This is a genomic window from Stenotrophomonas sp. STEN225, assembly GCF_056756445.1.
This window is the reverse complement of the sequence record NZ_JBRRBV010000009.1, coordinates 74,577-91,649: the sequence shown is the minus strand read 5'-3', so window position 1 is coordinate 91,649 and position 17,073 is coordinate 74,577. Positions and strand designations below refer to the sequence as shown.

Sequence of the window (17,073 nt, the reverse complement as noted above, 5' to 3'; positions counted from 1 at the left end):
TTTTGTGCATAATCAATCAATCGGTTCAGTCATAGCAAGGAGCAGGGGGATGACTATCGTTGCGACGCCGGCTGATGATCTCGAGGGGCAGATTCTTGAGAGCGGCTGGCTAATTGGCGCAAAAATTGGAAAGAAGAAAGGTGGTACTGGTTCAAATTTCGGAGTGTGCTATTCCGCCACAAGAGGTTCTGAGTTGGCCTTCTTGAAAGCCGTAGATTTTAGGACGGCTCTCGCCCACTCCGACCCAGTTCGAGCAATGCTAGCTCTTAGTACCGAGCTTACATGGGAGAAGGATGCACTAGAGTTCTGTGCAGAGCAGGGTCTCTCAAAAATTGTCAAGCTAATCAGTCACGAGTATTTTAATCCACCGGGCAACATTGATCCGGGTATGAGGGTCTCGTGTTTAGTCATGGAGGTCGGCGCGGGGGATCTCAGAGGCGAGCTTTCAGTGAATGCGCAACGTCCATTTTCCTGGGTGTTGTCCGTGATGCGAGACGTTTGCCTTGCAGTCGATCAACTTCATAGGAAGGGCGTCTGCCACCTCGATGTTAAACCTTCCAATGTGATTGCAATGGAGTCATCCGATTGCCAGAACGTGCCCGTAAAGCTTGGTGATCTTGGTCGCGTGATTAGAAAGGGCGTCGCCGGCCCCTTTGATAGCTTCAACTGGCCGGGGGATAGGGGTTATCAGCCTCCAGAAAAGTGGTATGGTTTTCGTTGCGCGAACTGGAATGATGAACGAGAGGCCGGAGATGCTTTCCTTGTCGGGAGCCTATTCGTGTTCCTGGTAACTCAGATTCCGATGTCGACGATGATCTACAACGAGTTGCCCGATCCATACAAGCCTGAGTCGTATAGAGGGACCTTTGGTGATGAGTTAATAAATGTGCTGAGGCTTGCGCAAGTGCGCGCTTTGACTGCTCATGTTATTCCATCTATACCAGGTGTTTTTCGGGATGAGCTTGAGAAAATGCTACTTGAGCTGACGCATCCGGATCCCCGTGTGCGTGGAAATGCTCAGGCTCGTAGAGCCGGCGCAGTGGGTATTGATCGTTACCACCAGCGGTGGTACCAGATGGCTAGACGGATGAAATATGATGAATCGAGGGCGGTCGTATGACGTACGCGCTCTCGCGCCGTAGGCTTCTTCCCAAATGGCGTCGCATTACATCGACTCTTAACATGGCGGAGGCACAGCCGGAAGATCGAGCTGGCGTTCGTCCTATTGCTCTGGACAAGGACGATCTTCAGCGGGCTATTGATGCGTGGCACAGAAATCCGACATCAGGCCATATGGGTGATGTTCTCTCTTTTGCCGTTTCAACCGAGAACGTTGACGCGGTACGAGATGTACTACAAGTTGCGTTAAATCAGGGGGCCGGCCTTTCTTCTACCCAAAAGAGATTTGCAGAAAATCTTCTTGGGGCTAAATCTCAATATGAAGCGGTTAGCGGCGTTCTGAATAGTGCTAGATACTTGGCAGAGCGGACGAGACAGGTGAAGCTTTTGTTTAGTGCGGATCCAGGAAATCCCCTTGTTCTGCTCGATATGGCTCAGCTTCGCTTGGCCCAAGGCAACGTAAAAGGAAGTGAGAGGCTACTTCGATCGGCCAAGCAATTTTCGCCGAATGATAGGCTTGTGCTGCGCATAACATCCAGATTTCTAACTCACATAAATAGGGCCGATGAGGCCCACCATCTATTGGCAAGTCATGCGAGGACAGCAAGTGACCCCTGGTTAATGGCAAGTGAAATAGCACTTTCCCAGGTTGTTGGAAAGAGCTCGAAATTCATAAAAATTGGTCAGCGAATTCTCAAGGAGAAATCCCGATCAATCAAGAGCACAACGGAGCTTGCCGCTGCTTTGGCTGGTGTGGAATTGGCTTCCGGAAATTATAAGCGAGCGCGTGAGTACTATAGGGGTTCGTTACTTGCTCCGAACGACAATGTTATGGCCCAAGTCGTCACAGATCAGAAGATTCTCTCTCTTGATGCCTCATCCTCCGTTTTGCATTCAGGCGGGGTGAATCCTTACGAAGCGAAAGCGCTAATATCCTGGAGAAATGTAGACTATGTCGGGGCGCTTGAAGCCGGAGTTTTGTGGCACACGGAAGAGCCATATTCAAGTCGCCCGCTGCAATTTCTAACTTCCTTCCTAAGTGCTAGCGCAAACTATGAGGACGCGATAATGCTTGCTCGTAGGGGACTTGTTGCTGATCCTGACGATATTGGACTTGAGGTCAACCTAGCCTATGCACTTGCAGCAACTAATGACCTGGTGGAGGCCGAGCGTCTGGCGAAGAAGGCCAAGTCGTCCGACCCTCTGAAATTTGCTGCTCAAGCGACGGCTACATTAGGCTTGATCGCCATGAAGCGGGGGGACTTCGTTCGCGCGGATGAGTGCTACATGAGTGCACTTGACACATTTTCGAGAAGTAATGACAAGGCACTTTATTCAATCTGCCAGGCATACTACGCTCGAACGGCGTTTGACTGTGGTCACGAGAACGTGAGTGATATTATAGATGCTGCCGTTGAAGGTTACAAAAATAGCCCCGTGCCTGATTCTGCATTCATACTAAAAGGTCTCGGTGCAGATATATCGAGGCGCGCAGAAAGCGAGGCTGGAGTAAAGCGCGCTATGCAATGGGAATTTGATGTAAAGAAAGCAGAGCTGATTAAGAGAAATGTCTTGGTTGATGTGGGTGCGCCAATAATAGTAAATAAAAGATAGGCGGCATATTAATTTTGTGTTTAAATACTTCGCGTGGAGTTTATTTAAGGTCTATTGAAACACTCGCCATCGGTTCTCAAGCCTAGCTCGATATTTGATTTCAGATAAGCTGTGCGCGACTAGTGCTGATTGGCGAGTTGGTTGCTGGAAAAGCTCTCGTCGTTCAGTCGCTCGGATGCTTGGTTAGTGGCGGAAAGTTTGAATTCATGGGGGCGGACTGGGGCACCTGTCAGGTGCCTATTCGATGTAATCAAAATTAGAGCTGTCTGCGGCGAGATCTTCCAGCAGCGTCCAGTTGATTCCTCAGGCGAGTTCTCCATTCGCCCGCGGCAACTGAGGCGCCGAGTCAGCAACCGAACTTTGATAACTACCAGAGCCAGCCCTTATGCGGCGGCCTATATCCGCACCTGCAACCGCTCAGTAACCTGCGCAGTCAATGCCACACAAGCCATCTTCAACCCCTCCATCACCCGATCCCCCACGTACTCCTCGGGCGCGCCATTCTGCCGCGTGCGCTCCGCAGCCAGCATCAGCTCTGCCACCACGCGCAATCCCGCCAACGCGCAATCTGCATCCGCCAGCTGAAGACAACGCCCCGGTAACTGATGCCGCTCCGGCCACGGTTGACCGTCCGCGGCCGCACCCTTTCCGATGCGACGCAGGTTGGAGACAAATCCGTTGGGATCGGGGGATGCGTCGCGCTCGGGCTCGGGCTCGGTATTGGCCGGATCGTACTGCGCGTGCAGGGAACGGAAATCCGATTCGTTCATGGCAATGCTCCGTACAGGACAAACAGAGTCGCCACCGATGGAGGTGGCGGGACGATGCGTGGCTCGAAAACCGGGATGATGTAGCGTCATTGAACCGGCGAGTCCTGAGACTCCCACGCACCGCCCGCCATGAAGGCCGACGGATTGCCAGCCGGCACCCCAAACGAGGTGCCGACTGGCAAGCGTAAACAACTGACGCGTACATCATCTCGGGTTTTCGACGCCCGGCCACCCGTTGTCGGTGGCGCGCCAATCTGCTCACGCCTGCGCCCTGAAATCCAATTGGAAATTGCGGAGAAAACACGCAGATCCACAGAGCGGAACTATTGTCGCAGATGGCCGGCGTGCCGTATGCGACGACAATCTCCGCAATCGAACTTCAAGCAAGCTTTCTACGACAGGAAAGATCGTAATCAGCCTGTGCGCCCGCACAGAACGCTACCGCCTGCCGATCGCGCTGGGCCTCCTGAAATCCTCCGTCCACACCGAAATCGGGCCAACGTCATCGCCCCGCAGCCGGAAAGGCGAGCCAAAAACGACACTTCGGCCGTCGTCCTCGGCGCCACGCCTCTCTCCAGCCTGCTACCATTGCCCCGCAACCCAGCCAGCCCACCCCGTGCAGACACACCCGGGGCGGGCCGTCGCCGTACGGCCCAGCGAGCCAGGACACCCTTCCGTGCCCTTTCAAGGATGCTCGCATGTTCCGTCATTCCGCTTTCCGCTCGGCCGCCCTGGCCCTTGCCATCTCGCTCAGCGTCGGCGCCCCGGCGGCCTTCGCCGATAACGCGCCCGCCGCCAGCACCGCCACTGCGGTGCAGCGTCAGGCCATCGCCAAGGGCCTGTACGAACTGGCGTACAGCCCCACCCAGAACGCCGTGTTCGTGGCCTCATCCGGTGGCTTCGGCGATGACGCCGGCCCGTCGCAGGTGCTGCGCCTGAACCCGGCCACGCTGGCCGTGGAAACCCGCATCCCGCTGGAGCGCAAGGCGTTCGGCGTGGTGCTGGATGACGCCCACAACCGCCTGTACGTCGGCAACACCGTTGATACCTCGGTAACCGTGGTCGATACCGCCCAGAACAAGGCCGTCGGCATCGTGCAGCTGATGGAGAAGAAGGTCGGCAAGGACGGCAAGGCCGCCTACACCCACGACCTGCGCGAACTGGTGGTCGACAGCCCGGCCAACCGTCTGTACGTGACCGGCCATTCCAGCGAAGGCAGCGTGCTGTTCGTGGTTGATACCACCACCCTGAAGGTGATCAACACCATTCCGGGCCTCGGCAACGCCAAGGCGCCGGGCCTGGCGTTGGATGCCGCCAACAAGCGCGTGTATACCAGCAACCTGCTGGCCGACGTGGTAGTGGTCGGCACCGACGCCAACAAGGTGGTGGCCCAGCACAAGATCAGCGCCGAGCAGCCGATGAACATCGCACTGCACCCGGACGGCAAGCGCCTGTTCGTGACCGACCAGGGCTCGGAGATGATCCGCAGCTACATGACCAAGAGCAGCGCGGGCTTCACCAGCAAGCACCCGGGCCAGCGCGTGCTGGTGCTCGACCGCACCACCGGCAAGGAACTGGCCAGCATCCCGACCGACGCCGGCCCGCTGGGCATCCTGTTGGACGCACCGCGCAAGCGCCTGTACGTGACCAACCGCGATGGCGGCACGGTGACCGCGTACGACAGTGACAGCTACCAGAAGGTGGCCACCTACCCGGTGCCGACTCACCCGAACAGCCTGGCGCTGGATGCGAAGAACAACGTGCTGTACGTGAGCATCAAGAACGGCGAGAAGGATGCCAAGGACGCGAACGAGAGCGTGGCGCGCATCCAGTTGTAACGGCTGGAGGTGGCCGCGCTGGGAAGGCGCGGCCACCTGTTACAGGCATGGGAAGTCGCCCGATCCACTCTCTCGAATAGCCAATCCACGTACCCGAGTTCTGTAGCCGTGGGGAGCTGATGGCGGACGCGAATCGATTCCACCGGCCTGAGAGTTCTGGCCGACGCCATCCCGGGCGACAAGCAGGAAATCACTCTGCGTGATGCCTGCCGCGCTGAGCGAGCTCTGCTCAGACGGGTAGCGTCAGTCTTCCATCCAGGTTGAAGGTGCGGTAGGGCTACGCGTCGGTCGCGTAGCCATCATCGGTGCAGATAAGGAGAAGTGCGCCATGAAGGGACGCATCAGCTTCTGTCAAGGGTGGCAGCTTTTGCCGCGGCCTTGTTTACAGCAGGACACTCCAAGAAGCCGGCAACACGATCCGTTGGTATGGTTGATATTTCGCCGACTTCGTCCTTCAGCCTTACGTAGTACATGGAGGACGTGGCCGCGCGCATTCTCAACGGCTTGGTAATCTTCTGCCCTCTGTCGCTCCAGTCAATGACTTTGGAGAAGTCAGATTTGTCGCCGGTAATGGCCAATCGAAAGCACTTCATTCCACCGGAGCCGCTGCTTGAGACGACATGGCCGGCCAACCAGCCCCCAGTGACCGGCACGATGCATATCGCAACGATGATGGCCAGACTCGCATAGAAGGCTCGTGCTGCGATCATGCCGTCCTTGCTGATATTTTCAATGAGAAGAACGGCGCAAAGCTGCGCAGCACCGACGGCCACCATGGACACGAACAGGAGGATGAACATCAACCAGAAGCTTTCTATATCGGGAAACCATGTAACCATCCGCTGTATGACAAGCAGCGCCAGGAGCATCTGAACGTAGCCGGATGCCGCTGCATACCAGGCTCGCTCGAACCAGTGACGCTTCGTCTCCTTTCGGCCAAGCAGGAAGGACGCCGCTACGAACGCTGCGGCTCCAAGCGCGATGCTGAGGGGAATGGCCCACTTGTCATGACCTGGATATCGGGCCGAAAGCACGAGCGCGGCAGCGAGAATCGCGCCAGGAAGAATCAACGCGATCAGCCAGCGCTTGGTATTCCGCACTCTCTGTTTGGTGGAAAGCGCGCTCACCCTGATGCTCCCGTCCTCTTCGGTGACTGCTCCTTCGAACATGACCATCAGCGGCGTAAGAGCTAGCGCGAACAGTGCCACCGTAATGGCAGAGATGATGACCAGAAGCGAGGGCAGTCCGGAGATCACGTCGGACGAAAGAATGCTCAGGGGAATGCGCTCTGCCTGCAGGTAATAGGTCAGGCTGAGACTAGGCAGCACAATGGCGGCTGCGGCGAGCTTTGCCGGATGCCTTTCGCTCCAGGAAAGTGCATGCGAGAGCTGCTGAAGCCAAAGGCGGGAGACGGCGTCCTTACTAGGTACGTGCTTGTTTTCGGGCTCAGCAGTCACTGAACATTCTCTCCGGATCAGAATAGGAGGCGAGCCATCATCGTGTAGTTGGCTCGCTATCTACATCGGCTCACGCGTGAGAATCATTAGCAGAAGAGCCGGCTGATACTCCATTTTCGATGAGTCGCAATCGGCACTGCTGTGGTGGATTGCGGAAGAAGATATCCGTCGCAATCAACCCCTTTCACCCCAGTTTCCTGCAACTATTCGCAAATAGACGCGCGTACCGTGTTGCATCCGTCACTGCTTGCTAGCGTCCCGTCGCAGCAACAGGCGACGGAGGATGCATGTCACGGAGAGTAATCGTCGTCGGCGACAGGACGACCGGCGGTGGCGAGGTGCTGACGGGCTCACCCTTCACCGACATCAATGGAATGGCCGTCGCCCGCGTGGGCGACAGGGCGAGTTGTCCGAAGCACGGTGGATGCTTTGTCATCGTCACGGGCGATGTGACGTTCCTCGACGAAGGCCAACCGCTGGCACGCGAGGGTGATTCGCTGGCCTGCGGTTGCCGGCTGCTGGCGACCCGGCAGAGCACGGTGCATTTGCAAAGTGGCGGTGGCCCCGCGCGGTCGGCGGCGACGTCGTCACCCGCGCCGCAGGGCGCGATGGCGCCAGCGGAGCTTGTGGCGCCCGGCACGACAGCCCACCCAGTGGCCACGCCACACAGGCAAGACATCGAGCTCCACTACCACTACGGCGACCTCGATCGCACGCCGGTGCGCGGCGTTGGCTTCCAGCTGACACTGGCCGACGATAGCGTGCACACCGGCACGCTGGACGAGAATGGTCGTGCACGCATCCCGCAGGTGACGGTCGGCGCGATGCAACAGGTACAGCTGCTGTTCCAGCCGGAGCAGGACGACGATGACGACTCGCCCATCCTGGCCGCGCGCCAGCGCCTGAAGCGGGCACTGGATGCCATCGTCCAGCGCACCCATGCTGATCTCGCGCCCGAATGGCAGCAATGGGAGCAGGCGGGAACGCTCAAGCGCTGGGGCCTGTTGCAGGGTAACCAGGCGCTGGGCAGCGCGCAGGGCGCATGGGACTACGTCGTTGGCACGGTGGAAACAGTCGTGGACATGGCCGTGTTGATCTACACGACCGACCGCGAGATACGCGAATGGACGCGCCTTCTGCTGATGGGCGACCGCGACGCGCTGGACCAGCGCATCGCAACGCTGCGCGCGGCCGGCGGCACCGTAATGGCCGCCGCCAGCGAGGCCAAGGCGATGTTCAACCTGTTGATCGAAGACCCGGCGATCGCCGAGCAGCTACCCGCGTTCGCGCGCGACTGGTGGAATGCACTGCCACCGGATGAGCAGGTACGTGTCGAATCGCGCTTCGGTGCGCAGATCGTCTTAGACGTGGTGGTCTCGATCCTGCTGGCCGCGGTCACGGTGCAGCTCGGTGGCGCGGGTGGGTTCGGCTACGCCGCAGCGAAGGCCGGCAGGACGACCGCGCGCGTGGGCAAGCAGATCCTGCACCTGATGGAGGAGGTAGAAGAGGCCTTCAAGGATCTGGGTCGGGCGCTGAAGCACCGCAAGCGGAGGCAGGCGGACAGCAACCGGCGTCCGGATGGCAACCGCACCGTGGAGACCATACGGCTGCCCAGGCGCATGCCGCGTAAGGCCCTACCCTGCTTCAGCCCCCAGAAGCTGCCGGCGTCCAAGTACCCCGAAATGGACAGGCAGTTGAAGGGGCAGGAGCAGGGGCTGAACGACATGAGCGTGGAGGACTACCTCAATGCGCGTGAGGCGTTTGATCCGAAGAACCGGGATAGAAGGGCTGCCAAACAGGCAAGAGAGGACTTCAGAGGCGAGATAAAAGCTAGAAAAGCAAAAGAGCTCATGCCGTCAGTCGGCTCCGCGAAAGAGGCAGATCGACTGGCCGATGCGTATGCCGAGGAAACGATGAGAACCTTGAATGCCCTGCATAATCCCGATCTCGTAGCAGGTGGCAAGGACACCATCGCCGACTTCGGCGACGGTGAGGTCAACCACACCATCGGTCGTCAATGGAATCATGCTAAGAAGGGGCAGACCACACGCATTCAGGACCTGGATGCCGCGGCAATGCAGGTTCCGGCAGGTGAGCGACGTGCCACAAAGATGAACGGTGGATTGGAGCGCTGCAGATGATCAAGATGGTCGATGAGGAATTCGAGTACTTCTACTCGGATAAGGGTTTTGGACCGGCCGTTGACGCTCGGCCAGCTGCCCCGGCAAAGCTGCAGCAGTACCGGGGTAAGGTTCCCGACAAGCTGCTGGAGTACTGGCAGGCGTACGGCTTTGCAGGCTACGGGCGCGGTCTGTTCTGGGTGACCGATCCAGATGACTACGCGGAAGCCCTCAATGCCTGGCTCTACGGAACCGAGTTCTATACAGCCGATCGCTACCACGTCATCGGCCGTAGTGCGTTCGGCAAACTGGATCTGTGGGGAGAAAGGACCGGCCGTAGCCTGACCATCAACTGCCCATGGGCAACAATCTTTCCATCTGATGAATCCAGCTGGATGAATGAAGGGAGGAGAGACTTTCTGATTTCAACCTGGCTGGCCTTCAAGGACAAACGTGGGCTTGAGCAAGCCGACGACAACGACGACCCCCTCTTTGATCGCGCAGTGAAACAGCTCGGCCCCCTGGCTCACGACGAAATGTATGGCTTTGTCCCGGCGCTCGCACTCGGTGGGCCGTGCCGCCTGGATCACCTGCAGAAGGTCAAGGCCGCCGAGCACCTGTTGTTCCTGGCCCAGCTGGGTGAACGCCGGGTCATGGTGGATGTTGTGAAGCACGCGAAAGACCTTGGGCTGTGAAAGCAGCAGAGGGACAGAGTTGCCCTCCGCTGCATGTCCCCCCCAACCTCAATCCACCCCGCGGTGGTCATAGCTGATCACCCGCTCCACCTGCCAGGTGCCGTCCACGCGTCGCCACACCTGCACGAAGCGCGCCTGCCCCACCCACCGCTCCACACCGTCCTTGCCGCGTTCGTAGAAGCGATGGTCACCCATCTCCAATGCACGCTCGTCGTGCAGCGGGAACACCTGCAGCGAACGGTCCACCAATTCGCGGCGCAGGCGCCAGCCGCCCTGGCGCGCGCTGTCGCACATGCGGGCCACGCTGCGCCGGAAGTCCTCGCGGCTACTGGCCGACTTGCCGTCCTTGTCATGGAAGAACTCCATGTCCTCGGTGGTCATCGCCGCGGCCCGATCGGCATCGCAGGCCTCGAACGCCACCGCGAACAGCTGGGTATCGGCCTGGCGGATCTGCTCGCGCAGGGTATCGGACGGCGCAGGGCTGGCGGCAAGGCCGGCGGCGAGCAGGGGCAGGGCGAACAGCATGGCGCGTCTCCGTGGATGTCGGGCGCACAGTGGCACGCTGCGGGGGCGGTCGGCGCACGCGTGCGACGAAGCCGCGTCTGCCGGGTACGAACGGCCGGGTTCTGGGTGCGGGTGCCGGGCGCCAGGCGTGTAGGGCATGTCATGGCGCGGGCGGATTCCCTCACGGTCGCCACAGGCGGCGCTGCCTAGGCTGGTGCCATCCTTTCACCAGGAGTTCCCATGCCTGCTTCCCCCATCCGGCTGCACATCGAAGACACCGGCGGTGAGGGCCGCCCGGTCATTCTCATCCATGGCTGGCCGCTCTCGGCCGAGGCGTGGAAGGATCAGGTGCCGATCCTGCGGGATGCGGGCTATCGCGTGATCAGCTATGACCGGCGTGGCTTCGGTCGCTCCGAGAAGCCAGCCGACGGCTATGACTACGACACGCTGGCGGCCGATCTGGCCGGCATCATCGAGCAACGCGATCTGAAGGAGGTCACGCTGGTCGGTTTCTCGATGGGCGGCGGCGAGGTGGCGCGCTACATCGCCAATCACGGCGAGTCGCGCCTGCACAGTGTGGTGTTCGCGGCTGCGGTGCCGCCGTACCTGCTGCGCACCGACGATAACCCGGAGGGCCCGCTGACCCAGGACAAGGCGGACGAGATGCGCACCGGCCTGGGACAGGACCGCGAAGCCTTCTTCGATGGTTTCACCCGCGATTTCTTCAGCGCCAACGGCAAGCTGATGGTCACCGAGGCCGAGCGCCAGGCGGCGATTGCGCTGTGCCACCAGTCCGACCAGGCGGCGGCGCTGGGTTGCATGAAGGCGTTTGCCACTACCGACTTCCGTCGCGACCTGCAGAAGGTGAGCGTTCCCACCCTGGTGCTGCACGGCGACAGTGATGCCACCGTGCCACTGGAGGGCTCGGGCAAGCGCACCCAGCGCGCCATACGGGGCAGCGAGCTGGTGGTGCTGCAGAACGCGCCGCATGGCTGCAACACCAGCCACACCGACGACTTCAATCTGGCGCTGCTGAACTTCCTCAAGCAGTAACCGGCCTCTACACTCGTCGCATGCGCCAGACCCGCACGCCACCGTGGAAGAAGCCCAACCCGAAGGGCAAGAAGTCGCAGCCGTTGTCGCCTGCACAGAAGGAGGCGGCGCGGCAGCGCGCGGAGGAGAACGGGCGACCCTATCCGAACCTGGTCGACAACATGTGGGCGGCCAAGCTGCCGCGCGGTTAGCGCGGCGTTGGGCGGCCCGCTGGTGCGGGGGCGAGCAGGGGCGTCCAACCGCGTTCGCGCCAAGGTGCGAACGTGCGTGGATGGACCTGCACCGCACCGGCGGCCAGAGCGCCCCGCGCTGTCAGTGCGGCCTGCAGCTGCTGTGTCTGCATCGGCTGTGCGAACGCGACCTGCAGCAGGTCACCCTGCTGTCGTACCTGTACCGGCAGAACGTCGCGCGACTGGATTGCCAGCGGTGGGCGGCCGATGGTGTAGTCCATCTCGACCGTGCGTGCGCCCTGTGCGATGACAGGCTGCCACGCCTGCAACAGCGCGGCGTGCCGGGATGCGGGCAGGCGCACCTGGGCGATGCTCGCCGGGTAGCCGACGGTGCTTTCAACCATCACCTGGAAGCGTGCGCCGTCCGGCATGACGACGGCCCATACCGCTGCCGTGGCGAAGATCGGTATGCAGCCGACGAAGTACCAGCGGCGGGGAACCGCTGCGGCAACGGGGTAGCTCCACTGCGGATGACGACGTTGCAGGCGCCGTAGTGCCTTGCGTTCGCGACGGCGCGGTGGTGTGGCCGCAGGCAGGAGGGGCGACGTCACCGGTGGCAGCTTTGCGCGCTGGGTCTGGATGACACGCGACACGGCGTAGGCCGCCCCTGCGATCATCAACAGGCCGGTGCCGTAATGCACCAGCAGGTACAGCGTCAGCATCCAGCGCACTCCATGCAGCGGTTCTTCCTCGGTGGACATCGTACCGCCGAGCACACGTGTTGTCGCATCCGCCAGCCGACAGCCGTGATCGGCTTGGTTACGATGACAGACCGCCGACACGAGTGTAACGATGACATCCACTCCGTTCCCTCAGGGCCGCACGCGCGCCCCGGGACTGATGTTGCTTCTGCTGCAGGTGGTCGCCGTGCTGGGCCTTGGCCTGGCCGCAGGCTATTTCCATCACCGTGTGGATCTGTTGCTGGAGCCGGTGACGGCTGCCTGCGGTGGCCCGGACCCCGCGGCGCGACTGCGGATGGCTGAAGTGTTGATGGCGCGTGCCGGCGCACTGGATGATTGGCAGCCGCTGCGGTGGTTGCCGGTAGCCGGCATGGCGCTCGCACTGCTGGGTGCGATGGCCATCTGCGTGCATTGGTGGCACCGGGTACGGCGGCCCCTGCGCACCACCGCGTTGGGGCTGATGGCTCTGCATGCCAGCGCCATGGCGCTGGCGGCGTGGACCCTGCATCTGTACGAAGACGCGTGGAACAGCGTGGTCAGGCTGTCTCCGACGGCGTGTCTGGTTGATCTGACCCAGCAGGGACGCATGCCGCTGGAGCAGGCCCAGGAAGTGGTCTTCCATATTTTCACCCGCGCGCACGCGCCGCTGCAGCGCAATCCGGATGACCTGGCCCTGGTGCTGGTGGCGCTGCTGACGGCCGCGATGGTGGGCGGTGTTGCGCTGTGGCGGGCCGCGGCTGCGGAAGAGGGGCGCTGACGGCGCTCGCGCGCTGGGCTACAGTCGGCGTTCCTGCCGACACAAGGATGGTCCATGCGTACGTGGCTGTGTGCCCTGCCGTTGCTGCTGTTGTCGCTGGCGGTGCACGCCGCGGAGGTGGACCGGCGCATCGCGGTGACCATTGATGATCTGCCGTGGGCGCGCGTGGGCACCATCCTGCCTGCGGATCTGCAGACGCGCCATGCGGCGTTGATGGCGCAGCTGCGCCAGGCCGATGTGCCGGTGGTGGGCTTCGTCAACGAGAACAAGCTGGAGGTTGATGGCCAGGTGCAGCCGGCGCGGGTGCAGATGCTGCGCGATTGGCTCGACGCGGGTTATGGGCTGGGCAACCACACCTATTCGCACATGGACCTCAACGCGCAGGGCGTGGCTGCCTTCCAGCAGGATTTCCTGCGTGGCGAACAGGTGCTGCGGCCACTGCTGGCCGAGCGCGGCCAGCGGCCACAGTGGATGCGCCATCCGTATCTGCGTGCGGGCCGGACGGCCGAGGACCGCGCGGCAATGGACGGATTCTTCCGCGACCACGGGTACCGCGTGGCGCCGGTGACGGTGGACAACGGCGAATGGGTCTGGGCCTTCGCCTACGCCAACGTGATGAATGAACAGCCGCCGTCCGCGGCCCGCGAGGCTACGCTGGCGCAGCTGCGCAAGGGCTATGTGCCGTACATGCTCAACAAGCTGGACTACTACGAGCGGCAGTCGCAGGCGCTGCTGGGCTATGCGTTGCCGCAGGTCTGGCTGATGCATGCCAATGAACTGAACGCGGCCACCTTCGCCGAACTGGTGGCGGCCACCCGGCGGCGCGGCTACCGCTTCATCACGCTGGAAGAAGCCATGCGTGACCCTGCCTATGCGCGCGGCGCGGAAGGCTACAACGGCCGCTACGGCCCGAGCTGGCTGCATCGCTGGGCGATGGCCGAGAACAAGCCGAAGGACTTCTATGCCGGCGAACCGGTGGTGCCGGCGTGGGTGATGACGCTGGCGAAGGTGGATTCGGAGTAGCGCTCAGCGCTTGACCGCCAGCACGCCGTCCAGCGCGAGCTCGGCCTTGAATCCGGCCTTTTCCAGGCGCTTGGCCACTTCGCGCGGCACATCGCGGCCGCTGGTGAGCTTGTTGGGCGCGCCGGTGTAGTGGAACAGGCGGCCGCCCTTGCGCAGGACGCGGGCGAGATGGTCGTAGAACACCTGCGAATACAGTTCGCCTGCGATGCCGAAGCGCGGCGGATCATGCAGGATCGCATCGACGCTGTTGCTGGCGATCTGCTCGATCTGCTGCGAGACGTCGCCCTGGCTGAAGTGCAGGCGACCACCGGCAGCGGCCGAGTCGGGATCGGGCGACCACGGGTTGAGCGTGCGCAGCCACATCACGTCGGCGTTCTTCTCGAACGAGTGGATCTGGCCGACGCCGGCCTCCAGTGCGCAGGCGGCGAAGTAGCCGAGCCCACCACAGGTATCAAGCAGCGCCTTGCCCGCCGGTGCAACCAGCTCGACCTTGCGGCGCGCGTCCTCGAACGGCGACAGCTTCGAGGTGGGCAGCATCTTGATGCCGTCGATCTCGAAGGTCGGCGCACCCCACTCGGTAGGCACCAGTTTGATCAGTGAACCGCTGTAGCGTGAGATGGGAGCGAAGTCTTCGCCCTCCCAGTAGTACAGCGTGCGGTCCTTCAGCTTGCCCGGCCACGGGTAGTGCTGGCCGCGGAAGCTGAAGCCGTCAGCATCCAGCGTGACCGTGTCCTGGCTGCGCCCCAGGTCAAGCGAGCCCTGCCACTCGGGCGCGCCCTTGTCATGGGCACGACGCAGGGCATCGGCGCTGTCGCGGGTCAGCAGAGGGCCGGTGTAGTGGGGCACGGCAGGCATCGGGCGGTTCGGGGGAGGGCATGGTACCGCAGCTGCCATGAAGGATAGAAAGAGCGGTGTCGGATCCCAACGCAGCTGCCGGGCGCATTTTCACGAGTGCATACCCAGCCCGCCGCCGGCCCTTCAATCGTCCCTTCCCCCTGAGACGGTTCCATATCCATCGAGGCGCAGAAGGCCTGATGATAGAGCTTGGTGGCTTCCGACTGGTCACTGTATCGATAGATCAGGCGTCCAAATCCATCTGGCTTGAGATGCTGATCAACCTGGATGTGTGCTCCGTCGAAGTCTGGCCACGTTGTACGACGAACGATGATGATCTCGCCCTTGGAGTCCAACTCGGTTCTGTCGACACTCAAGGGTGTTTCTGCGAACGCAGGTACAGCCATGGCCGTCGCTAAACATAGGATCAGCGTGCGTCTGCTCATGTGTGAGTCTCCGTTTCATGGTTGCGGAGACAGTAGGCTCAACAATATCCGGCATCTTGATTGTGACCAAAGTTGTGTCTGATCGAATTTGAAACTTTCCTCATTCGCTTGAATCCCTGCACTTCGATCAATCGCACTTCACCGCATACACCGGCCCGGCACCGATCAGCATCAGTGCCATGTAGTCGCTGTCACTGGCCTTGCCCTTCAGCGTGGCGCCCCTGTTGAAGTGGAAGAGGCCGAAGCCGCCGGCCATGCGGATCAAGGCGCTGTCGATCTGTGCCGCATCGTCGCGGAAGTAGCGGCTGATCTCGCTGGAGGTGGCCTTGTGCAGCCCGTTCGGGTCGCGCTGCCATTGGCCATCGCGGTTGAAGGAAACGAAGTACTGGCTGCCTTCGCGCTCGATGCGGAAATCGGCGGTCCTGCGCGGGCTGGTGGCGAAGCAGCCTTGCAGGGCATCGGAGGAGAACGGCAGCCGTGCATCGCCACCACAGGCGGTGAACAGCAGCAGGGCACCGGGCAGCAGCAGGCGAAGCGCGCGCATGGGATGTCCCGACGAGGCAGGTGCGGCTAGTGTAGGCAGCAGGCGGGCGTGGCCCGTACAGAAATTCGGCAAGAGGACGCGTGCAATGGCACAGGGCAAGGCACCGTGGTGCGGCGTGGCCAGTGGATTGGGCCTGGTCGTGGGGTGGGCTGCAGGCACGCTTGCGGCACAGGCGGCGGTGGCCGCGGGAGGCAATGGCATCGCCGCGGGCCTCGGGGTGGGCGTGCTGGGCTCGGCACTGGTGGGCTGCGGGCTGGCGGTGGCATCGCGGGTGCGGGGTGAGCGCTGGCCCTGGATCGGTATCGTGGGCGCGGTGCTGAGTGCGCTGCCGTTGCTGATGTACCTGCTGCGGATGATGCTGAAGCTCTGAAGCCGGGGCGAGGGCTCGGCGCTGTCAGGACGGGCTGTGATGGATCTCGACCGTCACGTGCACCAGCCCCTCGTGGATCGCCAGCGCCTGGCGCACGGTATCGGCATCAAGGCGGGCGTCGCTGGTGACCACGCTGGCGCTGACCGCGTACTTGCCGCGGCCCACCTGCCAGACGTGCAGGTCGGCCAGGCGTGCCGGCCATGGGCCCTGCTCGATCACCTCGCGGACCTCGGCCACCACCGGCGCGTCCATCTGCGCGTCGAGCAGGATGCGGCCACTGTCACGCAGCAGGCCGACCGCCCACACCGTGACCAGCACGGCGCCGACCAGACCCATCACGGGGTCCAGCCAGGTGAGGCCCAGCAGCTTGCCGCCGAGCAGTGCGACGATGGCCAGCACCGAGGTGGCCGCGTCGGCCAGCACGTGCAGGTAGGCCGAGCGCAGATTGAGATCGTGGCCATGCGAAGGGGCATGAACGTGATCGTGGTGATGCCCGTGATGATGCGCGTGGTCGTGCCCATGCGCATGATGCGCGTGGCCGGGGCTGTCGTGCAGCCACCACGCACAGAGCAGATTCACGCCCAGGCCGACCACGGCGATGGCGATGGCTTCGTCGTAATGGATCGGCGCGGGAACCCACAGCCGCTGCACGGACTGCGCGGCCATCAGCGCGGCGACACCCAGCAGGGCAATGGCGCTGGTATAGCCCGCCAGGATCTCGATCTTCCAGGTGCCGAAGGCGAACCGCGGGTCGTGCGCGTAGCGCCGTGCACAGCGGTAGGCGAACACCGAAAGGCCCAGCGCCAGTGCGTGCGAGCTCATGTGCCAGCCGTCGGCCAGCACGGCCATGGAGTTGAACCACCAGCCGCCGACGATCTCCACCAGCATCATGCCGACGGTCAGCCACAGGGCGCGGCGGGTATTGCGTTCGGCAAGGGGATTGCCATCGTCGAAGCGATGGTCGTGGCGACGGGCAGCGGCGAGCGTGTCCAGATGCATGGAGTGACCGGCGGGTGGAG

General features: G+C 62.1%; 17 protein-coding genes. 10 read left to right on the top strand and 7 right to left on the bottom strand.

All coding sequences use genetic code 11. From position 1 onward, the window contains the following. The first annotated feature begins 49 nt into the window (after positions 1 to 49). Positions 50 to 1,120 carry a protein kinase domain-containing protein gene (locus ACVOJ1_RS11080; RefSeq protein ID WP_346480426.1) on the top strand — a complete coding sequence of 357 codons (1,071 nt, stop codon included), beginning with the start codon at positions 50 to 52 and terminating at the stop codon, positions 1,118 to 1,120. 62 nt (positions 1,121 to 1,182) lie between these two features. Further along, the gene (locus tag ACVOJ1_RS11075) at positions 1,183 to 2,733 is read left to right on the top strand and encodes a UDP-N-acetylglucosamine--peptide N-acetylglucosaminyltransferase SPINDLY family protein (RefSeq protein WP_346480425.1); all 1,551 of its coding nucleotides are present in this window, start codon (positions 1,183 to 1,185) and stop codon (positions 2,731 to 2,733) included. Positions 2,734 to 3,128: 395 nt separating this feature from the next. On the opposite strand, the gene ACVOJ1_RS11070 is transcribed toward ACVOJ1_RS11075, so the two are convergent. Beyond that, positions 3,129 to 3,503 carry a hypothetical protein gene (locus ACVOJ1_RS11070; protein ID WP_346480424.1) on the bottom strand — a complete coding sequence of 125 codons (375 nt, stop codon included), beginning with the start codon at positions 3,501 to 3,503 and terminating at the stop codon, positions 3,129 to 3,131. Between the two features lie 698 nt (positions 3,504 to 4,201). Here ACVOJ1_RS11070 and ACVOJ1_RS11065 point away from each other — a divergent pair. After that, positions 4,202 to 5,341, top strand: coding sequence for a YncE family protein (locus tag ACVOJ1_RS11065; RefSeq protein ID WP_346480423.1), 1,140 nt, complete (start codon positions 4,202 to 4,204; stop codon positions 5,339 to 5,341). 341 nt (positions 5,342 to 5,682) lie between these two features. Here the strand turns inward: ACVOJ1_RS11065 and ACVOJ1_RS11060 are convergent, their stop codons facing one another. Further along, positions 5,683 to 6,798, bottom strand: a complete 1,116-nt coding sequence (locus tag ACVOJ1_RS11060; RefSeq protein ID WP_346480422.1) for a hypothetical protein — start codon at positions 6,796 to 6,798, stop codon at positions 5,683 to 5,685. A gap of 287 nt (positions 6,799 to 7,085) precedes the next feature. Between ACVOJ1_RS11060 and ACVOJ1_RS11055 the strand changes: the two genes are divergently transcribed. Together ACVOJ1_RS11055 and ACVOJ1_RS11050 are read left to right on the top strand one after the other, a co-directional pair. Continuing rightward, entirely contained in the window at positions 7,086 to 8,939 is a 1,854-nt protein-coding gene (locus ACVOJ1_RS11055) for a PAAR domain-containing protein (RefSeq protein ID WP_346480421.1), read from the top strand. Beyond that, on the top strand, positions 8,936 to 9,613 hold the full coding sequence (locus tag ACVOJ1_RS11050) for a GAD-like domain-containing protein (RefSeq protein WP_197571270.1): 678 nt from the start codon (positions 8,936 to 8,938) through the stop codon (positions 9,611 to 9,613). Before ACVOJ1_RS11055 ends, ACVOJ1_RS11050 begins: the two co-directional genes overlap by 4 nt. Positions 9,614 to 9,661: 48 nt before the next feature. Here ACVOJ1_RS11050 and ACVOJ1_RS11045 read toward each other — a convergent pair whose 3' ends face one another. Next, a complete protein-coding gene (locus tag ACVOJ1_RS11045) occupies positions 9,662 to 10,138 on the bottom strand; it encodes a nuclear transport factor 2 family protein (RefSeq protein ID WP_053518805.1) in 477 nt (158 codons plus the stop codon). 219 nt (positions 10,139 to 10,357) lie between these two features. Here ACVOJ1_RS11045 and ACVOJ1_RS11040 point away from each other — a divergent pair, with 219 nt between their 5' ends. After that, positions 10,358 to 11,170 carry an alpha/beta fold hydrolase gene (locus ACVOJ1_RS11040; protein ID WP_346480420.1) on the top strand — a complete coding sequence of 271 codons (813 nt, stop codon included), beginning with the start codon at positions 10,358 to 10,360 and terminating at the stop codon, positions 11,168 to 11,170. A 20-nt stretch (positions 11,171 to 11,190) separates the two neighbouring features. Then, complete coding sequence (locus ACVOJ1_RS11035) at positions 11,191 to 11,361, top strand: hypothetical protein (RefSeq protein WP_346480419.1); 171 nt, start codon at positions 11,191 to 11,193, stop codon at positions 11,359 to 11,361. Here the strand turns inward: ACVOJ1_RS11035 and ACVOJ1_RS11030 are convergent. After that, the gene (locus tag ACVOJ1_RS11030) at positions 11,358 to 12,101 is read right to left on the bottom strand and encodes a hypothetical protein (RefSeq protein ID WP_346480418.1); all 744 of its coding nucleotides are present in this window, start codon (positions 12,099 to 12,101) and stop codon (positions 11,358 to 11,360) included. The two genes, ACVOJ1_RS11035 and ACVOJ1_RS11030, sit on opposite strands and share 4 nt — an antisense overlap. 139 nt (positions 12,102 to 12,240) lie before the next feature. On the opposite strand from ACVOJ1_RS11030, the gene ACVOJ1_RS11025 reads away from it, so the two are divergent. Both ACVOJ1_RS11025 and ACVOJ1_RS11020 read left to right on the top strand, forming a co-directional pair. Further along, a complete protein-coding gene (locus ACVOJ1_RS11025) occupies positions 12,241 to 12,837 on the top strand; it encodes a hypothetical protein (protein WP_253161724.1) in 597 nt (198 codons plus the stop codon). A 54-nt stretch (positions 12,838 to 12,891) separates the two neighbouring features. After that, positions 12,892 to 13,860: a polysaccharide deacetylase family protein gene (locus ACVOJ1_RS11020; protein ID WP_346480417.1), complete on the top strand. Its 969-nt coding sequence runs from the start codon at positions 12,892 to 12,894 to the stop codon at positions 13,858 to 13,860. A 3-nt stretch (positions 13,861 to 13,863) separates the two neighbouring features. Here the strand turns inward: ACVOJ1_RS11020 and ACVOJ1_RS11015 are convergent, their stop codons facing one another. Further along, positions 13,864 to 14,706 carry a class I SAM-dependent methyltransferase gene (locus ACVOJ1_RS11015; protein WP_346480447.1) on the bottom strand — a complete coding sequence of 281 codons (843 nt, stop codon included), beginning with the start codon at positions 14,704 to 14,706 and terminating at the stop codon, positions 13,864 to 13,866. A gap of 561 nt (positions 14,707 to 15,267) precedes the next feature. Further along, positions 15,268 to 15,684: a hypothetical protein gene (locus ACVOJ1_RS11010; protein ID WP_053518813.1), complete on the bottom strand. Its 417-nt coding sequence runs from the start codon at positions 15,682 to 15,684 to the stop codon at positions 15,268 to 15,270. 85 nt (positions 15,685 to 15,769) lie between these two features. Here ACVOJ1_RS11010 and ACVOJ1_RS11005 point away from each other — a divergent pair, with 85 nt between their 5' ends. After that, positions 15,770 to 16,054, top strand: a complete 285-nt coding sequence (locus ACVOJ1_RS11005; protein ID WP_065175406.1) for a hypothetical protein — start codon at positions 15,770 to 15,772, stop codon at positions 16,052 to 16,054. 24 nt (positions 16,055 to 16,078) lie between these two features. On the opposite strand, the gene dmeF is transcribed toward ACVOJ1_RS11005, so the two are convergent. Next, positions 16,079 to 17,053, bottom strand: a complete 975-nt coding sequence (gene dmeF, locus ACVOJ1_RS11000) for a CDF family Co(II)/Ni(II) efflux transporter DmeF (RefSeq protein WP_346480416.1) — start codon at positions 17,051 to 17,053, stop codon at positions 16,079 to 16,081. Positions 17,054 to 17,073 lie beyond the last annotated feature (20 nt).

Coding starts and splice junctions, on each gene's coding strand:
- ACVOJ1_RS11080 (WP_346480426.1), top strand. CDS start 50: ATGACTATCGTTGCGACGCCGGCTGATGATCTCGAGGGGCAGATTCTT.
- ACVOJ1_RS11075 (WP_346480425.1), top strand. CDS start 1,183: ATGGCGGAGGCACAGCCGGAAGATCGAGCTGGCGTTCGTCCTATTGCT.
- ACVOJ1_RS11070 (WP_346480424.1), bottom strand. CDS start 3,503: ATGAACGAATCGGATTTCCGTTCCCTGCACGCGCAGTACGATCCGGCC.
- ACVOJ1_RS11065 (WP_346480423.1), top strand. CDS start 4,202: ATGTTCCGTCATTCCGCTTTCCGCTCGGCCGCCCTGGCCCTTGCCATC.
- ACVOJ1_RS11055 (WP_346480421.1), top strand. CDS start 7,086: ATGTCACGGAGAGTAATCGTCGTCGGCGACAGGACGACCGGCGGTGGC.
- ACVOJ1_RS11050 (WP_197571270.1), top strand. CDS start 8,936: ATGATCAAGATGGTCGATGAGGAATTCGAGTACTTCTACTCGGATAAG.
- ACVOJ1_RS11045 (WP_053518805.1), bottom strand. CDS start 10,138: ATGCTGTTCGCCCTGCCCCTGCTCGCCGCCGGCCTTGCCGCCAGCCCT.
- ACVOJ1_RS11040 (WP_346480420.1), top strand. CDS start 10,358: ATGCCTGCTTCCCCCATCCGGCTGCACATCGAAGACACCGGCGGTGAG.
- ACVOJ1_RS11035 (WP_346480419.1), top strand. CDS start 11,191: ATGCGCCAGACCCGCACGCCACCGTGGAAGAAGCCCAACCCGAAGGGC.
- ACVOJ1_RS11030 (WP_346480418.1), bottom strand. CDS start 12,101: ATGTCCACCGAGGAAGAACCGCTGCATGGAGTGCGCTGGATGCTGACG.
- ACVOJ1_RS11025 (WP_253161724.1), top strand. CDS start 12,241: ATGTTGCTTCTGCTGCAGGTGGTCGCCGTGCTGGGCCTTGGCCTGGCC.
- ACVOJ1_RS11020 (WP_346480417.1), top strand. CDS start 12,892: ATGCGTACGTGGCTGTGTGCCCTGCCGTTGCTGCTGTTGTCGCTGGCG.
- ACVOJ1_RS11010 (WP_053518813.1), bottom strand. CDS start 15,684: ATGCGCGCGCTTCGCCTGCTGCTGCCCGGTGCCCTGCTGCTGTTCACC.
- ACVOJ1_RS11005 (WP_065175406.1), top strand. CDS start 15,770: ATGGCACAGGGCAAGGCACCGTGGTGCGGCGTGGCCAGTGGATTGGGC.
- dmeF (WP_346480416.1), bottom strand. CDS start 17,053: ATGCATCTGGACACGCTCGCCGCTGCCCGTCGCCACGACCATCGCTTC.